The organism is Rhodothermales bacterium, assembly GCA_040221055.1.
In the GTDB taxonomy this organism is placed as follows: domain Bacteria; phylum Bacteroidota; class Rhodothermia; order Rhodothermales; family UBA10348; genus 1-14-0-65-60-17.
Genome location: JAVJVN010000004.1, coordinates 32,403 through 50,033, shown reverse-complemented (window position 1 = coordinate 50,033; position 17,631 = coordinate 32,403). Strand labels below are relative to the sequence as shown.

The 17,631-nt window shown below is 60.6% G+C and carries 14 protein-coding genes; 10 read left to right on the top strand and 4 right to left on the bottom strand.

The window, feature by feature from the left end; all coding sequences use genetic code 11:
• Positions 1-5 precede the first annotated feature (5 nt).
• The 3 genes from RIE53_00815 to RIE53_00805 form a co-directional block, all read right to left on the bottom strand.
• Complete coding sequence (locus RIE53_00815) at positions 6-449, bottom strand: hypothetical protein (protein MEQ9103216.1); 444 nt, start codon at positions 447-449, stop codon at positions 6-8.
• A gap of 108 nt (positions 450-557) precedes the next feature.
• Positions 558-1,556: a class I SAM-dependent methyltransferase gene (locus tag RIE53_00810; protein MEQ9103215.1), complete on the bottom strand. Its 999-nt coding sequence runs from the start codon at positions 1,554-1,556 to the stop codon at positions 558-560.
• 13 nt (positions 1,557-1,569) lie between these two features.
• On the bottom strand, positions 1,570-2,247 hold the full coding sequence (locus tag RIE53_00805) for a T9SS type A sorting domain-containing protein (protein MEQ9103214.1): 678 nt from the start codon (positions 2,245-2,247) through the stop codon (positions 1,570-1,572).
• Between the two features lie 343 nt (positions 2,248-2,590).
• Here RIE53_00805 and hutU point away from each other — a divergent pair, with 343 nt between their 5' ends.
• A complete protein-coding gene (gene hutU / locus RIE53_00800; GenBank protein ID MEQ9103213.1) occupies positions 2,591-4,261 on the top strand; it encodes a urocanate hydratase in 1,671 nt (556 codons plus the stop codon).
• On the top strand, positions 4,258-5,778 hold the full coding sequence (hutH, locus tag RIE53_00795; protein ID MEQ9103212.1) for a histidine ammonia-lyase: 1,521 nt from the start codon (positions 4,258-4,260) through the stop codon (positions 5,776-5,778). Before hutU ends, hutH begins: the two co-directional genes overlap by 4 nt.
• 27 nt (positions 5,779-5,805) lie before the next feature.
• On the opposite strand, the gene RIE53_00790 is transcribed toward hutH, so the two are convergent.
• On the bottom strand, positions 5,806-6,240 hold the full coding sequence (locus RIE53_00790; protein ID MEQ9103211.1) for a hypothetical protein: 435 nt from the start codon (positions 6,238-6,240) through the stop codon (positions 5,806-5,808).
• Positions 6,241-6,296: 56 nt separating this feature from the next.
• Between RIE53_00790 and RIE53_00785 the strand changes: the two genes are divergently transcribed.
• From RIE53_00785 to RIE53_00750, 8 genes are all read left to right on the top strand, one after another.
• Positions 6,297-9,416 carry a DUF3427 domain-containing protein gene (locus RIE53_00785; protein MEQ9103210.1) on the top strand — a complete coding sequence of 1,040 codons (3,120 nt, stop codon included), beginning with the start codon at positions 6,297-6,299 and terminating at the stop codon, positions 9,414-9,416.
• Positions 9,417-9,822: 406 nt separating this feature from the next.
• Positions 9,823-11,070, top strand: coding sequence for an imidazolonepropionase (gene hutI / locus RIE53_00780; protein ID MEQ9103209.1), 1,248 nt, complete (start codon positions 9,823-9,825; stop codon positions 11,068-11,070).
• Positions 11,033-11,518 (top strand): asparaginase domain-containing protein, encoded by a 486-nt coding sequence (locus RIE53_00775; protein ID MEQ9103208.1) that lies wholly within the window; start codon positions 11,033-11,035, stop codon positions 11,516-11,518. The genes hutI and RIE53_00775 overlap by 38 nt, the downstream gene beginning before the upstream one ends.
• A 98-nt stretch (positions 11,519-11,616) precedes the next feature.
• Entirely contained in the window at positions 11,617-11,835 is a 219-nt protein-coding gene (locus RIE53_00770; GenBank protein ID MEQ9103207.1) for a hypothetical protein, read from the top strand.
• Between the two features lie 229 nt (positions 11,836-12,064).
• The gene (locus RIE53_00765) at positions 12,065-13,579 is read left to right on the top strand and encodes a T9SS type A sorting domain-containing protein (protein ID MEQ9103206.1); all 1,515 of its coding nucleotides are present in this window, start codon (positions 12,065-12,067) and stop codon (positions 13,577-13,579) included.
• Positions 13,580-13,616: 37 nt separating this feature from the next.
• On the top strand, positions 13,617-16,274 hold the full coding sequence (locus RIE53_00760) for a M14 family zinc carboxypeptidase (protein ID MEQ9103205.1): 2,658 nt from the start codon (positions 13,617-13,619) through the stop codon (positions 16,272-16,274).
• Positions 16,275-16,277: 3 nt separating this feature from the next.
• Positions 16,278-17,150, top strand: coding sequence for a permease-like cell division protein FtsX (locus RIE53_00755; protein ID MEQ9103204.1), 873 nt, complete (start codon positions 16,278-16,280; stop codon positions 17,148-17,150).
• A complete protein-coding gene (locus RIE53_00750; GenBank protein ID MEQ9103203.1) occupies positions 17,140-17,583 on the top strand; it encodes a GNAT family N-acetyltransferase in 444 nt (147 codons plus the stop codon). Before RIE53_00755 ends, RIE53_00750 begins: the two co-directional genes overlap by 11 nt.
• Positions 17,584-17,631 lie beyond the last annotated feature (48 nt).

Genomic DNA, 17,631 nt, shown 5'->3' with positions numbered 1-17,631 from the left:
GGTCATCAGCAATTGCGTTTGCACGTAATGGCTTTGTAGGGCCAGTAATTTCCGAGTCTCGTGAGCATGGCAGGGGTTCCACCCGGATCATCTATCGTAGCGTAGTACCCGTAGGGCGAAGATGATTTGTCCAATATTGCCTGCTGGTAATTATCCCAACCATTGAAAATACACCAGCAATCGGCTACCCAATATTCGGAATGCGAATTTGTTGATGAGTCGTATCCGAATGGATCTTTCCCATCCGTTGGCCAATCGAAGACTTGATATTCGCAATCGTCAGACTCGATTATTTCCATGGGAGTTGCGTTGTCTTCATTCATTTTGACGACGGTACCCTCAAAAAGGTCAGTACCACCAGAATGTTGCTGGCCAACAGCTAGATGAGGCGCGATTGTCATTAAAAGCAGAGCCAATACTGATTTGCGGGAAAACAATGTCATATGCATGTCCGGAGTAAGCGTTGTTCGCAAACAGTTGATTGATTTTATTATACACCCCGATACAGATTCTCGTCGATGAAATCGGACAGGGCATTCCGATTTGCACTGTACTTATCATGGACAACCGGGAGGGGTTTGCGACGCCTCTGTTTTCCGATAGATGGCAAAAACGAAGTCTGACGGGATGGTCCCGGTTTCGATCAGGCGTTGCTCCCTGGCAATGCATGCCTGCACAATTTCCATGGCCGTATCGTCGGTTTCCTGGAAGTTGTGGGCTATGTCATCAAACACGGGTTGCAGCAGGGTGCCACCGAGTGGGACCAGCAGCGTTTGCTCGAAATAACGGGAAAGCACGTCCGGAATCCGGGATGACGCGGCGGCTTCCGATGGATCGATCAGTCGGTTGAGCAGGGTGCCGGTCCGGTAAATCCGGTTTTTCACCGTTCGCACGTTCCACCGGGTCCGGTACGCAGGCGGAATGGTTTTCAGGATGCGATTGGCATGCGCGACCTGGATATTGGTCCACTGGAATCGATCCGGTCCTACGTAATCCTTGAGGATCAAAAACCCGTCGTTGCGCAGGACACGTGAACAGGCTTCAACGGTACGATCCAGATCGACAGCATGATGCAACGCGTTCTCTGCGATGACCACGCCGAAGCCCGTGCCGAACGATGCCAGGTCGTCGAACGATGCGACGGAGAACTCAACTATGTGGTCCAGGCGAACGGTGGCTGCCACTTCTCGCGCCTTGGCAATACGGGGCTCGGAAACGTCGAAGGCATGGATACTGGAAAACGCACCGGTCCGGGCCCATTTCAATTCATTGGTGCCCGTGCCGCAGGCAATGGAGATCGCTTTCGCATTTCCTTGCGGAAGGTGCGTCCGCGCTATGAAATCCCGGAAATCCTCCGATACAGTGTCGCCAATGAGCCCATTCCAGTGCTCGGCAATACGAGGCAAGGCGCCCCAGTTCTTCCTTGGATAGGACGTGTGGGACCACGCAGACGAGACTTTTTCCTGTTGACCGGCAAGTACACGCCGGTGGTCAAAGCCCAAGCCCTGTCGCATCTTGTACCAGACCTTGTGGAAGTCCCCAATGCGAACGAGCATGTTGGTTCCAACGTCAGCGAATGACCGTGAATGGCTTTGAAATAGATGCCTCCTGCGTGACTACGCGAACGAAATACACGCCGGCAGGGAGGTCTGAAGCGTCGAAGGCGTCAGGGTTGTCCGGAGTACTGACGGCGCGGCCCTGCGAATCGAACACGTCCAGACGATACCGACCATCCGGACTGCCGGAATAGTCGATTTCGCACTGCGCCCGACACGGATTGGGATACACAGACAGACTGGGCGACGCATTCGGGCGCTCCGGCATGGGTTCCGTATCGACCATGGTCCAACTGATATTCAGCATGGGCGTCTCGAACCAACCGAACCGGGAATCGGATGCGTACGTGTCTATCGCTGCCGACACGGTCGTGCCGTCAATGTGCCACCGTTCCGAGCGGCCGTTGGACCGATCTTCGCTTTCGAGGACCGTCACATTCAGGGAATCCAGAACGGGTTGAAGGTCGTCGGCCGTGACATGACTCAATACTTTGACGGCAACGTGTCCGCCGACATAGGCGGGCGCCTCAATCTGGAGAGTATCGACCATCGCCGTGCCCGGATAGTAGCCGATCACATTGACCTTGCCATCCACGGCGGCCAAACCATATACCGTTGGATCGAATTCCCATATCCACTCCCGCCAAGATCCGGGATTGAACTGGATCTCAATGGCATCCGTCGTGCACATTTGGGTATACGGACCGACGTCATCAAGGCGAAACTGTCCCTGACATGAACTGCTGCCTTGCAGGTAAAACGTTTCGTTTGTCGGATTGTCCACTCGGACGCGAACCTCAATCGGTTCGCCGTGCGCGTAGACCTCTTTGTCGGTGGTAACCGTAAGGACGCCTTGAGCGAGGGCCGGCGAAGCCAATGCAACCGCCAAAACAAGGATATTGAGACACTTCATCCGGAAAGGGTACACGGATATACCCGGACAATCAAGTCAAAATCGCGTCTCCGACCTCAGCCCCGGCCCGGGCGTCGGCCCCCCAAGATGTTTTCAAGAGTCCGGTTTCCGATATTCCGGCATGACACAAACGACTGCCATCCGCGCGCCGCGCGGCACCACCCTGTCCTGCAAGGGCTGGCATCAGGAAGCCGCCCTGCGCATGCTCATGAACAACCTGGATCCGGCGGTGGCCGAGCATCCGGAGAAACTGATCGTCTACGGTGGTGGAGGCAAGGCCGCCCGAAATTGGGAATCTTACCACCGGATTGTGGCCACGCTGCAACGCCTGGAGAACGACGAAACGCTGATCGTGCAAAGCGGAAAGCCGGTCGGCGTGTTCCGTACCCATGAAGAAGCGCCGCGCGTGCTCATTGCGAACGCGCACCTCGTCCCCCGCTGGGCCACGATGGATGAATTCCGCCGGTTGGACGCGCTCGGCCTGACCATGTACGGCCAGATGACGGCAGGTTCGTGGATTTACATCGGCACGCAGGGCATCCTCCAGGGCACGTACGAGACGTTCGCCGAATGCGCGAACAAGTATTTCGGTGGGACGCTCCAGAACCGGTTGGTCGTGACGGCCGGGCTCGGCGGTATGGGCGGCGCACAACCGCTCGCGGCCACCATGAACGGCGCGGCCTGCCTGACCGTCGAGATCGATCCGACGCGTATTGACCGCCGCGTTCATGATCGGTATTGCGATGAGCGCATCGATGATCTGGACCGCGCCATCGAGCGCGTGCTTCAAGCCCGGGAATCGGGCGAAGCCGTATCCGTCGGACTGCTGGGCAACATCGCCGAGGTGCTGCCTGAACTCGTGAAACGCGGCATCACCCCCGATGTGCTGACCGATCAAACGAGCGCCCACGACCTGGATGTGGGCTATATCCCGTCCGGGTATGACGTGGAGAAAGCCGCCATTTTTCGCGCAAACAACCCGGATACGTATCGCGAAGCGGTCCTGAACAGCATGCAGGTGCACATCCAGGCCATGCTGGACCTGAAGGCGGCGGGTGCGGTCACGTTCGACTACGGCAACAACCTCCGCGGCCAGGTGGCCGACCACCGCGGCATGACACAGGCGTTCGACATTCCGGGCTTCGTGCCCGAGTTCATCCGGCCGCTCTTCTGCCGGGGTTCCGGACCGTTCCGATGGGCGGCTCTTTCCGGCGACCCCAACGATATCGCCGTCACCGACAAGGCCGTTCTCGAGACGTTCCCGCAGAAAGAAGCCCTGGCCCGCTGGATCCGCAAGGCCAGCGAGCAGGTGGCGTTCCAGGGATTGCCGGCACGCATCTGCTGGCTCGAGTACGGGGAACGGGCAGAAATGGGGCTCAAATTCAACTGGCTCGTCAAGACCGGTCGGGTGTCCGCCCCCCTTGTCATCGGGCGCGACCATCTGGACAGCGGGAGCGTCGCATCGCCCAACCGGGAGACCGAGGGCATGCGGGACGGCTCGGATGCGATAGCGGACTGGCCGCTGCTGAATGCGCTCCTGAACACCGCCTGCGGGGCCTCGTGGGTGTCGCTTCATCATGGCGGCGGCGTCGGCATCGGGTACTCCATCCACTCCGGCATGGTCTGCGTTGCCGACGGTACGGACATGGCCGACCGGCGCCTGGAACGCGTGCTCACGGCCGACCCCGGCACCGGCGTCATGCGCCACGCCGATGCGGGCTACCCGTCCGCCATCGAAACCGCCAATGAGCGGGGCGTGGACCTGCCCATGGTCAACGGTCACCAGGCATGATCCGTATTGCCACCCTCTTTTCTGATCTGGATGATGCGCTCGCTTCGCTTCGCGCGAATGCCGAGCGGGTCGATGCGTCGCGCCGTGTCCTGGAAGACGTCGTAGCCGGCGGGGAGCCGACCTATGGCGTCAACACAGGCTTCGGGAAGTTGGCCTCCACCCGTGTGCCCGACGATCGACTCGGCGACCTGCAGCGGAATCTGTTGTTGAGTCACGCCGTCGGCGTGGGAGCGCCCGTCCCGCGGGAAATTGCCCGCCTCATGCTGCAGCTGAAAATCGTGGCCTTGGGCCAGGGATACTCCGGCGTGAGCCGCGCGACGTTCGATCGGCTGTTGCTGTTCGCCGAGCGGGACCTGGTGCCCGCCGTGCCCACGCGTGGATCGGTAGGGGCGTCCGGAGATCTGGCGCCGTTGGCGCACATGGCGTTGCCGCTCATCGGATACGGCGCCTTCACCCTGCCGGACGGCACCGAGCGGCCCGCCGCCGAAGTGCTGGCGGAGGAGGGGCTGGAACCCATTGCGCTGCAAGCCAAGGACGGCCTTGCGCTCATCAACGGAACGCAGTTCATGGCCGCCTATGCGGCCTTCATCCTGCACCGCGCCACGCGTCTGGTGCGCACGGCCGACATCCTGGGCGCCATGAGCCTGGAGGCCTTGCAGGGCAGCGCGACCCCCTTCGATGCGCGCATCCACGCCGTCCGGCCCCATCCGGGACAGGTCACCGTGGCGAAGAACGTCAGGCTGTTGCTGCAGGAAAGCGAGATCCTCGAATCGCACCGGAATTGCGGCAAGGTCCAGGACCCCTATTCCCTGCGATGCATTCCGCAGGTGCATGGCGCGTCGCGCGATGCGCTCAGCCACGCCGTCAACGTCGTCGAGACGGAAATCAACTCGGTGACGGACAACCCGTTGGTGTTTCCGGGGGGCGGCGAAGGCGTAGAGGGTGGAAGGGGCTCGGTCCTCTCGGGAGGGAATTTCCATGGTCAACCTCTGGCGCTCGTCCTGGATTATGCCGCCATTGCGATCGCCGAGCTCGCCTCCATCTCCGAGCGCCGGACCTACCTCCTGTTGGAGGGGCACGATGGACTGCCCCGGCTGCTCATGCGGGAAACCGGCCTGAATTCCGGCTTCATGATTCCACAGTACACGTCGGCCGCCCTGGTATCGGAGAACAAGGTGCTGTGCCATCCCGCCAGCGTCGATTCCATTCCGACGAGTCTGGGCCAGGAAGACCATGTGTCCATGGGCAGCGTGGGTGCGCTCAAGCTCTGGCAGGTCCTGGAGAACGTGGAGCACGTCCTGGCCATCGAGCTCCTGACCGCCGCCCAGGCCCTGGACTACCGGGCCCCGCTCCGCCCCGGTCGCGGCGTGGAAGTCGCCCACCGCTACGTCCGCACCGTCGTCCCGCACCGCGAAGCCGACTACCTCTTCCAGGACGACATGCGCCCCTGCGTCGAACTCGTCCGGACCTCCGCGCTGCAGCAGGCGGTGGAGGCCGAGGTCGGGGGGTTGGGGTAGCTTGTGTTTCTAGGCAGGTCGTTGTAGTCAGTCTGTATTTACTGCATCGGCTAGCGATTGCGCGTGGTCCAGAGTAGAGCAATCAGATATCCATTTCTCTTCCGGTCCCACCCGCATGTAGACGCTGAACATGGTTGCTTCGGACGGAGAATCGACAACCTCCACGTCTCCAGTTGGCAAAATTCTGGTCGGTCGAACAACCGCTCTAGGTGGAAAATTGCGCAAAGTCTCGGCGACGGATTCGATTCCTGCAGTCAGGAAATTGAGCTGTTTTAGCGTGACATCTTCAACGAGTAATTCAACGGTGTGGTTTGTTCTACTATTCTCCACGGCGATGCAGAGTGCGCCAAGACGCAGAGAGGCACTGACAGAAACAGGCGAATGCCGTTTTGAATTGCTCGACGCATTCAGGTCGCCTATGGACACTGACATTTGCGTGTCCTTGTATTGAATTGGATTCATGGTTCCGGGAGTCTAGTATTCTGGTGATCGAGCAATCTCCCAGGAAATTCTGAATAATGCACTCATCGACAGAAAATACCAGTCTGACTCCAGGCCTCTATGAAGCTGTTCTCACGCTCGAACTTGAGGAGCGTGTCCGTTTGGCTAAGGAACTGCAAGCGGCAATGGAGGAAATGGATGAGGCGGAGGTGCACGTAATTTTGGCCCGGCATCTTCATGCGGAAATTGAGCGGGCACTTAAAGGAATGCCCAGTGATCAGAAGACTGCCAGGCAGATTACGCTTGCGAATGACATCGTGACCCTGATTGAACGGCACACGAGTGGATCTCCGAGCGGGGAGGGGCGTGTTCAATCAAAAGTCCTGCGTGAGGTGCGTCCCAAAGGAAACTGGACCTCAAGGGACGCTACGCCGCGTCCCGGGATTCCCCTGTCGGAGTCTCAATTGCTGGTAAACGCAACCGGCGAATTCAGGGTCGGGTTTGAAATAGCCCGTGAGATAGCATCGGCCGATCGGATTGACATGCTGCTCTCATTCATCAAGTGGTCTGGAATTCGTGTGCTCGAGGAGGAGTTGAAGGCGGCGCGGTTGCGTGGAGTTCAAATACGAGTAATTACGACCGTCTATATGGGAGCCACGCAGCAGCGTGCATTGGACTTCTTGGTCGATAATGGTGCGGAGGTTCGGGTTTCTTACGACACCCGCCGCACGCGCCTGCATGCCAAGGCGTGGTTGTTTCATCGCAAGACGGGATTCACGACAGCCTATATCGGTTCGTCAAATTTATCTGCATCGGCACAGGTCCATGGATTGGAATGGAACGTCCGAGTGTCGGCTATCGATGCACCGCGCATCCTTCAAAAGTTCAATGCTACGTTCGAGACATACTGGCACGACGATGAGTTCGTGCCATACACGGGCATTCCCGCCGATGTGAGCACGTTCCGCTCGGCGATTGCTCAGGAGCGCTCTCCGGACAGCATCTCAATCGGATTCTTTGACATCACGCCCCATTCATTCCAGAAAGAAATTCTGGAACGTCTCGAGGTTGAGCGATCTGTCCACGATCGCCACAAGAATCTGATTGTAGCTGCAACTGGTACAGGGAAAACGATCGTGGCAGCCCTCGATTACAAGCGAATGGTTGGGAAGGGAAAGCAGCCTTCGCTGCTTTTTGTTGCTCATCGCAAAGAAATCCTTCAACAGAGTCGAAGGGTATTCCGGAACGTCCTGCGAGACGGCAGTTTCGGAGAAATGTATGTCGATGGGGAACGACCGAGAGATGGTGTGCATGTGTTCGCCTCCGTCCAGTCGTTGGCGAATCTCCCCTTGAAAGACATTGATGCGTCAGCCTGGGATGTCGTAATCGTGGACGAGTTTCATCACGCTGAGGCTCGAACGTACCGTAGGCTTCTGGAGCACCTTCGTCCAAAGGAATTGTTGGGACTCACCGCTACGCCTGAGAGGACCGATGGTGCTGACGTCCGGGAGTGGTTTGACGGTCGGACGGCGTACGAATTGCGCTTGTGGGACGCGATTGACCTCGGCCAGTTGGTTCCGTTCCAATACTTTGGTGTGCATGACAATGTGGATATTTCTGCACTGACTTGGCGAAGGGGGAGCTATGACGATTCTGAGCTAGAGGATGTGTATACGGCCAGCGACTTTCGGGTAAACCTGATTCTTGAGGCCGTCAAGGACAAAGTCACTGAGCCTTTATCCATGAAGGCACTCGGTTTTTGTGTTGGCGTCCGGCACGCGGCGTTCATGGCCGCGAAATTCACTGAGGCTGGTCTGCCCGCAATAGCGCTAACGGGTTCTTCTTCGAGGGAGGACCGAGCTACCGCTATTAGTCGGCTGCGGCGAGGTGAGATCTGTACAATATTTGTAGTGGACCTCTTCAACGAAGGCGTGGATATTCCTGAAGTCGACACAATTTTCTTTCTGCGCCCAACGAACAGTGCCACCGTGTTTTTGCAACAGCTGGGGCGCGGACTGCGGACAAATGACGGGAAAGAGTGTTTGACCGTTCTCGACTTCATCGGGCAAGCCCGGCGAGAATATCGATTCGATCTCAAGTTTCGCGCCATCACGGGGGCGACACGAAGACAGGTAGAGCGTCAAGTTGAGCAAGGTTTCCCATTGCTCCCGTCGGGCTGCACGCTGCAATTGGATAGGGCCAGCCGAGACATCGTCCTGGAGAACATCAAACGTGCCGTTGGCAGTCGGCGAAGTCAGCTGGTCGAAGAACTGGTCCGGCTCGGCCCCGACACATCTTTGGCTGTCTTCTTGGGGGAGACAGGTCTGGAGGTAGAGGAAGTGTACAGGGGTGGTCGCAGCTACAGTGACCTGCGTCGGGCGGCAAATTTTCGGGTACCGGCCGCCGGTCCGAAAGAAGATGTTCTGGCAAGAGGAATCGTGCGGCTGCTCCACGTGGATGAACCAAGGCGTCTTGCGGTCTATTCAGAACTCCTGTCCCACACAGACGCAGAGTCGTTTTTGAGACAACTGAGTGAGGCCGATCGTCGCCGGGTAATAATGTTGATGGTCACGTTGTTTGGCGAATCAGCTGCTGGAAACATCGCAGATTCGGTGAGCTTGTTCTTCAAGCATCCAGCAATTGTCCAAGAGATATCTGAATTGCTTCCCATTCTCGGTGAAAGGATCACCCACGTGCCACGACGGGCGGATGGTATCCCCGAGGAAGTCCCGCTCTCGCTCCACTGTTCGTACAGTCTGGATGACGTGATGTCTGCGTTTGGCGATATCCGAAACGGAAAGCTGTATCGGCCACGTGAAGGCGTGGTATATCATGCCCCGTCGCAGGCCAATCTTCTTTTTGTTACTCTGCACAAGTCGGAAAAAGACTACTCCCCGTCGACCATGTACGAGGATTATGCGGTGTCGGCCCAAGATTTTCACTGGCAGTCGCAGAGTCGGACACGACCGGATTCGGAGAAGGGCAGGCGACATTGGCAGCATCGGAAGAAACAAGTCACACCGCTCCTCTTCATCCGCGAAAGGAAAAAGACAGAGCACGGAACGACTTCGGCCTACCTGTTCCTTGGCCCAGTGTCCTACGTTGAGCACTCGGGCGAGAGGCCAATGAACATATTATGGCGACTTGCTACGCCAATGCCTGCGGACTGGCTCCGTGTCGCAAAGGTGGCCGTCTGACGAGTGATTATGGCGACGATGTATACATCCGCTCTGGCTTGACCTGGGATGAATCCCCGAGTCCTCGTCCATGAAAAACGATTCCGGCCCCTGAAATTTGTACCTGAGCTGACAATCGCGTGAAAAACGTACCTGAGCGGGAAAACGCGTGAAAAATGTACCTGAGTCGGCAGGTCTGTGAAAAATGATACTGAGTGGGGATCCCAATTTGAGTTCGGTAAAACGGGCGGGGATGGGGGGATCTTCGGGCCTCCATCTCCCCTATATGGGCGCCCATGTTCGGGCAAGATTGGAGATGGCCGACCGGAAATCCCCCCAGCCACGCCCGTGAGAAACGGTCCTGAGCAGGGAGATCGGTGAAGAATGTATCTGTGGAACCGTGCGTCGAGCACGTGTACATTACGGGGTGCCCATCCTCACTGACATATCCTGGCTGGCGCAGTGCCGCGACGAAGGCGGACAGGCCGGCATCCAGCCCATCGAGAACGCGGCAGTCGTGTACCGCGACGGGGTGATCGAGTGGGTAGGCCGCGAGGCGGATTTGCCATCTGCGTACGCCGAAGAGCCCCGGGTTTCCGCCGGTGGTCAGGCCGTCGTGCCCGGACTGATTGATTGCCACACGCATCTGCTCTTCGGCGGATGGCGCGCCGACGAATTCGCGGCCCGACTGGCCGGGAAGAGCTACCTGGACATTGCCCGCGAAGGAGGAGGCATCCGCAAGACCGTACGGCAGACGCGGGCGGCTTCGGACGGGGCCTTGCTCGAGCATGGGTTGCGGTACCTGCGCGCCATGCGGCGGCTCGGCGTGACCGCCATCGAGGCGAAGACGGGTTATGCCCTGTCGTTGGAGCAGGAAATGCGCATGCTGCTCCTGTACCGCCAACTCAATGAGCTGCAAGAGGTTGAAATCGTCCCTACGCTCCTGGCGGCGCACATCTTCCCCGACTTCGATAAATGTAACCTGGCAGGTTACATTTCAATGATCACCGACGAACTCATTCCGCAGGTCGCGGCAGCCGGGCTCGCCGAGTTCAACGATGTATTCGTCGAAGACACGGCATTCACCATCGAGCATGCGCGGCGCATCCTTGAGGCGGGGCGCAAACACGGGTTGCGTCCCAAGCTGCACGTGGACCAATTGCACGACGGAGGCGGGGCCGCACTTGCCGCATCGGTTGAAGCCGTCAGCGCGGATCATCTGGAATTCACCGGGAAGGCGGGTGCTGAAGCCATGGCTGCGGCTGGGACGGTGGCGGTGGCGTTGCCCTTGGCATCGCTGTATCTGAAACAGCCTCCCATGGATGCACGCATGTTCGTGGATGCTGGAGCGGCGGTGGCGGTGGCGACGGACTTCAATCCGGGCTCGGCGCCGTCGTACGATTTGCCCCTCGCCCTCATGTTGTCCTGTACCATGAACCGGCTCACGCCGGCCGAGGCGCTGAAGGGCGCCACGCTGTACGCCGCGCGGGCCATGGGCCGCGAGGACGTCATGGGATCCATTGAACCCGGAAAGCACGCCAACTTCACGGTGTTGGAGGTTCCGGATGTCAACCACTGGCTGTATCATTTCCGGTCCGACGCCTGCACGGCGACGTTCATCAAAGGCGAGCGCTCCCATGACCCTGCATATCATCACGACCGGCGGCACGATTGACAAGGTGTATTTCGACGCCAAGTCGGACTATACCATCGGCGAGCCGATGATCGTGGACATCCTGCGCACGGCCAACGCGCTCATGGACTTCGAGGTGACGCCGCTCTTCCAGAAGGACAGCCTGGAAATCACGGACGAGGACCGCGAACAGATCGTCCGGACGGTCGCCGAGAGCCCCCACAAGCACATCCTGATTACGCACGGCACCGACACGATGGTCGATACGCAGGATGCCCTTGCCGGCGTCGCCGAGGACCGGACCATCGTGCTGGTCGGATCGCTGAGTCCCGCCCGTTTCAAGGGATCCGATGCGGAGTTCAACATCGGATTCGCCATCGGGGCGGTCCAGACGCTGCCGCCGGGCGCCTACATCGCCATGAACGGATGCGTCTTCCCGAGGGGTACGGTCCGCAAGAACCGGGCAGAGAACCGGTTTGAGACGCTTTAGAGGGTTACGCCCGCGTACGGGCGGTGTCTGTGGAGAACAATTCCCCGTCAAGCTCTGTTCTTCCCATGACGATAACATCGCACGTTGACCCGATAGCCTTGAAGCGCATCAGATTCGATAGTGTCTTCCGAATCCTGCCCAACGGCACCATACGACCGTTGACCAAGGTCCAAATCGGCGGTTTCACACTCGGTCCTACGGTTGCATTTTCTAGTGACGTGTCGTTTGGTGGCGTAAAGCTGGCCAAATACGCTGGGCATGATCTTCAGGTAGAGGAGAAGGACGGCGAGGTTGTTGTCAAAGGGGTCTACAAATGAGTGTGGATTCCAACGAACACTCGTCGAGTTGCAATCAGAAAGGGCGGTTGAGATTGAGACACTCCTTGGCGACCTCTCAGCGCGCGTAGATTCGCTTGAATAGATCAAGCGTGGAGGAACCACCATTCAACCATTCGGGACTGACGAACCAAATTGTTTCCGGAGAATGCCTCGCCGAGAAGCATTCAGCCGGATAGACCTTTTTCCGGTGGGTAGCGTAGGGTTTCGCATGCGCAGATGGTGGACCATAGTGGTGCTTTGGGGTGTGGGCTCGGCGGTGACTCCCGCGGAGTTGGCAGGGCAGGCCGCGGTCCCTTTCGTGGATGACACTATGGAGGAGATCTGCCCGGTTCAGCAGGTCATGGCCACGCACGTGTCGGGTGAGGGCGTGGTGTTCGGGCCGGTCCGGGGCAGAAGGGGAGTCGTGAGCAGCCTGTCGTACCGCACGCCCCGGTTCACGGCGCGAGGTACGGCGCCGGCCCGTGTCTTCCTGCAGAGTCCCATGGAAGGGGATGCGCAGGAGGTCACGCTGGAGCGCCTGCATGGCGATGCCACGGCACTCGACGGCCAGTTTGTGCGGGCCCGCAGCGACGTGCTGGACCGAAACCGCGACGCGGCACCCGGCAAGGACGGGCAGGCCGATTTCCGCTACGATCCCGTCCTGGACAGCATCCGCGACTGTCCTTTGAACGCGGAGGTCTGTCCACATTTCGATGCCGTGAACCTGTACTGGCACGTGGACCGGTTCGCGGCGGAGTATTGGGTGGCCCGGATGGGTTTGGATATTGATTTCCAGGCGGAGGCCACGGCGCACATCATCGGGGACGGCGGTTTCGCGGATGCGCCGACGCTCCGTATGAAGGTCGCCGCCGGGGAGATCTTCATGAAGAACGGCGCCCTGTCGGACGATCTCATCTACCACGAATACACCCATCTGGTGACCGCCGACCTCGGCTGGGTCCTCACGACGGAATCAACCACCCAGGAGCGCGCCCTGAGTGAAGGCTATGCGGACTATTTCGCGGCCACGTACACAGACGATCCGGTGTTCGGGGAATGGATTGTGACCTGTCCGCCGCGGAACGACTGTGAGGGGCCCGAAAACGATACGGACCTGCGCCGGCTCGACCTGCCGGCCGATGTCTGGAACTGGGGGTTCGGCGCTCCGGATGCGACCCTGCAGTATGGTTTTTGTCTCAGGTACCATACGGGCGATCGCAAGTGCAAGGCCTCGTTCAACAACTACACGGAGGTGTACGTGTGGGCCATCATCTGGGGCAACCTTCTGTGGGACATGCGCTCGGCGGTAGGCGCGGAGGCATCCGACCGGATTGCCCTCGAAGCGGTGCGCCGGCACGACGTGGGGCTGACGTTCGAAACGGCGGCGGCCGATCTGCTCGCGGCCGAGCAGGTGCTTTACGGAGGACAGTATGAGACGGAGCTTCGCGCGGTGCTCCTGGGCCGCGGCGTGGAGCCGGCCGCCGTTGTCGGGCTTGAGCCCGCCGCGCCCCCGAACCGCCCAGCGCTTGCCGGGATCTATCCCCTGCCCGCCCGGGACCGGATAACCGTCGAGGGCGGCACGCCGCTGTCCATCCACGACGTCATGGGCCGCACGGTGTGGCGCGGCGCATCGGATGGCGCAGCGGCCACGGTGGATGTGTCCACGCTGCCGCCGGGATGGTACGCCGTGCGCATCGCATCTTCCGGAAACGTGCACATCAAACCCCTGCTCATCGTTCGGTGATGGCAGGTATATTGGCGCAAACCAACGTACTGACCCGATGACCCCGACCCTTTTTCCGACCCGGTTCCTGACGGGACTCGCGCTGTTTGCACTTCTGGTGGCTGCACCGGCCGCTGCACAGGATTCAACACAGAATCCGGCCGACGCGCCGGTGCTCCTGCCTCCCCATTTCCAGTTCAGTCCGGACACGCCGCGCAACCCGGACGTGCCATCCCCCGAAGCCTTCCTGGGCTATGCGCCGGGTGCGAACTACACGTTCCATGCCGACATGGTGGCGTATGTCCGGACGCTCGCAGCGTCGTCGGACCGGGTGACCATGGACGTGTTCGGGACGACGTACGAAGACCGGCCGATGCCGGTGCTGTGGGTGACGAGCGCGGCCAACCACGCACGCTTGGAGGAAATCCGCCAGGCGAACGCGCGATTGGCCGATCCGGCCACGCCGACCGCCGAGCGCGACGCCATCCTGGCCGACAACCCGGTCATCGTGTGGCTGTCGTACAACGTGCACGGAAATGAAGCCTCCAGCACGGAGACGGCCATGCAGGTGGCGTGGCATCTGGCCTCGGCGACGGACGCCGGGACCGGAGCGCTCCTGGAGGACGTGGTGGTCATCATCGTGCCCAGCATGAATCCCGACGGTCGGGACCGGTACGTGTACTGGTACCGTTCGGTGGCCAGCAAGCAATTGCGGCTGGATGCGTCCGATCTGGAGCATGATGAGCCCTGGCCGGGTGGCCGCAGCAACCACTACTGGTTCGACCTGAACCGGGACTGGACCTGGCTGGTGCATCCGGAGTCGCGCGGCCGGATTGACGTGTACCAGCAATGGTTGCCGCAGGTGCACACGGACTATCACGAACAGGGCTTCAACGCCAATTATTTCACCATGCCGGGGCAGTCGCCGCGGAATCTGAACCTGCCGGACGCCTATGACAACTGGGCCGACCTGTTCGGACGAGCCAACGCCGAGGCCTTCGACCGGGCGCAGGTGAATTACTTCACGCGCGAAGCCTTCGACTTTTTCTATCCAGGCTACGGTTCGTCCTATCCGAGTTTGTTCGGGGCCATCGGTATGCTCACCGAGCAGGGAGGACACAGCCGCGGCGGCCGGGCGGTCGAGACCGACGACGGATACGTGTTGACGCTGCGCCAGCGTATTTTCGACCATTACGAGACGTCGCTGGCGACCATCGAGGCGGCCGTGGAAAACCGCCGTGCGCTGCTGGATTATTTCGTGGCGTTCCACGATCCGGCGCGCCGCACGACACGGACCACCGCCTACTGGCTGCCGGACGACCAGGGCAACGGGTATCTGTACGAGGTCCTGAATACACTCCTGAAGCACGGTGTCACGGTGGAACGGACCACGGCGGCGGCCACGGTCCGGGATGCGCATGATTACCGGACGGGGACACCGTCCGCGCGCTCGTTCGACGCCGGAACGTATGTGGTCCGGACGGACCAGGCCGACCACATCTTCATTGAAACGCTCATGCAGCGACGGATGGAAATCGAGGACAGCGTGATGTACGACATGTCCACGTGGTCCGTCCCGCTGGCCTACAACCTGGATGCCGCGTGGTCCGAGTCGGACATTCGTGTGGCGACCGAGCGCGTTGCGGAAGCGCCCCGGGTGGCTGGCCGGGTGGAAGGTGGCGAGGCCGGGTATGCCTACGTCATCGACTGGGCGCAGCGGCATGCGCCGAAGGCCCTGGCCGCGCTCTGGCGCGCCGACTACCGGGTACGTTCGGTTACCAAACCCTTCACGTTCGAAGGGACGACGTGGTCACGGGGATCGCTCGTCGTGCTCATGGGCCGCAACCGGGAGCGCGCGGACCGCATCCATGCCGACATGCAGCGGATTGCCCGTGAGACGGGAGTCCGCATCCAGGCCTTCCAAACCGGTCGCATGGACGAAGGCATCGATCTGGCGTCCGGCAGTTCAAGACCGGTGGAAGAGCCGAAAGTGGCCCTCCTGGTGGATGAGGGCGTCTCCTCCCTCACTGCCGGACAATTGTGGTTCCTGTTCGACCAGTGGACGGAGTTCGGGGTGGACCGGATCCGGACCGGATCGTTCCCATCGCTGGACCTGACGGAATACGATGTCGTACTCCTGGCCGGTGGCAGTTACAGCGCGGTCCTGGACAGCACGCAGACGGAGCGCCTGTCGGCGTGGGTCCGTGCGGGCGGGACGCTGGTGGCCACCGAAAGTGCCACGTCGTTTGCCGTGTCATCCGGCCTGGTCGATGCGAAATGGGCACCGGCTCCCAAGCCTGACTCGTCGTCCGGCCTGAAGGACCGCTACTACACGCCGTACGAAGCGCGGTCCGATTCGTCGGGGCTGCGCCGGGTGCCCGGTGCCGCCATGCTGGGACAACTGGATGCAACGCATCCGCTGGCGTTCGGGGTCGGCGAATCGCTCTACTCCATCAAGTTCAATGCCGATGCGCTGGTCCCGTCGGATCGGTTGCAGACGGTGGGCTGGTATGCGAAAAATCCGGACGATGTCCTGATTTCCGGATACGCCTCGGGTGAGAATACCCGCCGCATTGCCGGGCATGCCTTCGCCGCCGTGCAGACGTCCGGGAGCGGGCGGGTCGTGCTGCTCGTGGACAACACCCAGTACCGACTGTTCTGGGTCGGGCCGGCGCGACTCGTCCAGAATGCCGTCATGCTCATGCCGGGAATGTAACCCATGATTTCCTACACCCTGCGCGAAGGTCTGGCCGGATTGAACCGGGCGCGGTTTTCAACCGCGGCCTCGGTGCTGTCCATGACCGTCGCGCTGGTTCTGCTGGGGTTGTTCGCCATCGTGTCGTGGGAAGCCCGGACCGTGAGTACGTGGCTCAAGCAGCGCGTGGGTGAGGTGGAGCTGTTCCTGGAGGAGACGTCGGAGGCGAACGCCCTGGCGTTGCAGGCCCGTGCCGAGGTGGTCCCCGGTGTGGAGGAAGCTACGTTCATTTCGAAGGAGCAGGCCCAACTCATCTTCCGGCAGGAGTTCGGGGAGGAGGCGAACGTGTATTTCGATGCGGCCTTCCTGCCCGCCTCCATCCGCGTCCGCGTGGAACCGGACTATGCCAACGCCGACAGCCTGTCGCGTCTGGTTGAGGAATTCCGGTCCTGGAACCGGGTCGATGAGGTGATTTTCAACCAGCCGTTGCTGGTCAAGGTGCAGACGAACGTGCGCCTGATATCCATGATCGGCGCCGCCCTCGGGATCCTGGTGATTTTTGCGTCCATGGTGCTGGTGGCCAATACCATCCGACTGACCATCTATGCCCGGCGTCTCATGATCCGGACCATGCGTTTGGTGGGGGCGACCGACGGGTTCATCCGCAAGCCGTTCCTGGTGGAGGGGATTGTCCAGGGTGTGGTCGCCGCCGCCCTGGCGTTGTTGGTATTGGCGGCGCTCTACGCTGCCATGCGCCTGTACATTCCGCAGATGACCGCGATTTCGGTGATGCTGCGCGTGTCGTTCTCCGTGTTGTTGGTGTTGACCGGTATTTTCGTGGGATGGACGGGCAGCGTATTGGCCGTGGGTCGATTCATCAAAGGCGATGTGCGCTGACGTTGCGCTTCGGGCCATGGAGGCGGCCGATGCGTCGCGCCTGGTGGAACTCTGGGAGGCCTCGGTCCGTGCCTCGCACACGTTCCTTACGGAGGATGACATTGCCGGGCTCGTGCCGCTCGTGGCCGATGCCCTCGAGACCGCGCTGGATGTGACGGTGGCGGTCGATGAGGAGGGAGTGATCCTGGGTTTTTCAGGGATCTCGGGGTCAAAGCTGGAGGCGCTGTTCGTGGATCCGGCCGCAATGGGACACGGCGTCGGTGGGGCGCTCATGCGACACGCGCTGGACGTGTGCCGGGTCTGGCGGGTGGACGTGAACGAAGGGAATCCTGGCGCGCTGGCCTTCTACCGGAAGTATGGATTTCTGGTGCGGTCGCGATCGGCCACGGATGCGCAAGGTCGCCCTTTCCCCATCCTGCACATGGAACTGTAGGGATTCCCCCGGCAATCGTGTCAGGTGGGGTACGGCACGGAGCGGTTT

Bases quoted from the DNA above. Each gene is read 5' to 3' on its own strand.
- RIE53_00815 (MEQ9103216.1), bottom strand. From the start codon at position 449: ATGCATATGACATTGTTTTCCCGCAAATCAGTATTGGCTCTGCTTTTA.
- RIE53_00765 (MEQ9103206.1), top strand. From the start codon at position 12,065: ATGCGCAGATGGTGGACCATAGTGGTGCTTTGGGGTGTGGGCTCGGCG.
- RIE53_00775 (MEQ9103208.1), top strand. From the start codon at position 11,033: ATGACCCTGCATATCATCACGACCGGCGGCACGATTGACAAGGTGTAT.
- hutU (MEQ9103213.1), top strand. From the start codon at position 2,591: ATGACACAAACGACTGCCATCCGCGCGCCGCGCGGCACCACCCTGTCC.
- RIE53_00750 (MEQ9103203.1), top strand. From the start codon at position 17,140: ATGTGCGCTGACGTTGCGCTTCGGGCCATGGAGGCGGCCGATGCGTCG.
- RIE53_00805 (MEQ9103214.1), bottom strand. From the start codon at position 2,247: ATGTGCACGACGGATGCCATTGAGATCCAGTTCAATCCCGGATCTTGG.
- RIE53_00785 (MEQ9103210.1), top strand. From the start codon at position 6,297: ATGCACTCATCGACAGAAAATACCAGTCTGACTCCAGGCCTCTATGAA.
- RIE53_00755 (MEQ9103204.1), top strand. From the start codon at position 16,278: ATGATTTCCTACACCCTGCGCGAAGGTCTGGCCGGATTGAACCGGGCG.
- RIE53_00790 (MEQ9103211.1), bottom strand. From the start codon at position 6,240: ATGAATCCAATTCAATACAAGGACACGCAAATGTCAGTGTCCATAGGC.
- RIE53_00810 (MEQ9103215.1), bottom strand. From the start codon at position 1,556: ATGCTCGTTCGCATTGGGGACTTCCACAAGGTCTGGTACAAGATGCGA.
- RIE53_00760 (MEQ9103205.1), top strand. From the start codon at position 13,617: ATGACCCCGACCCTTTTTCCGACCCGGTTCCTGACGGGACTCGCGCTG.
- hutH (MEQ9103212.1), top strand. From the start codon at position 4,258: ATGATCCGTATTGCCACCCTCTTTTCTGATCTGGATGATGCGCTCGCT.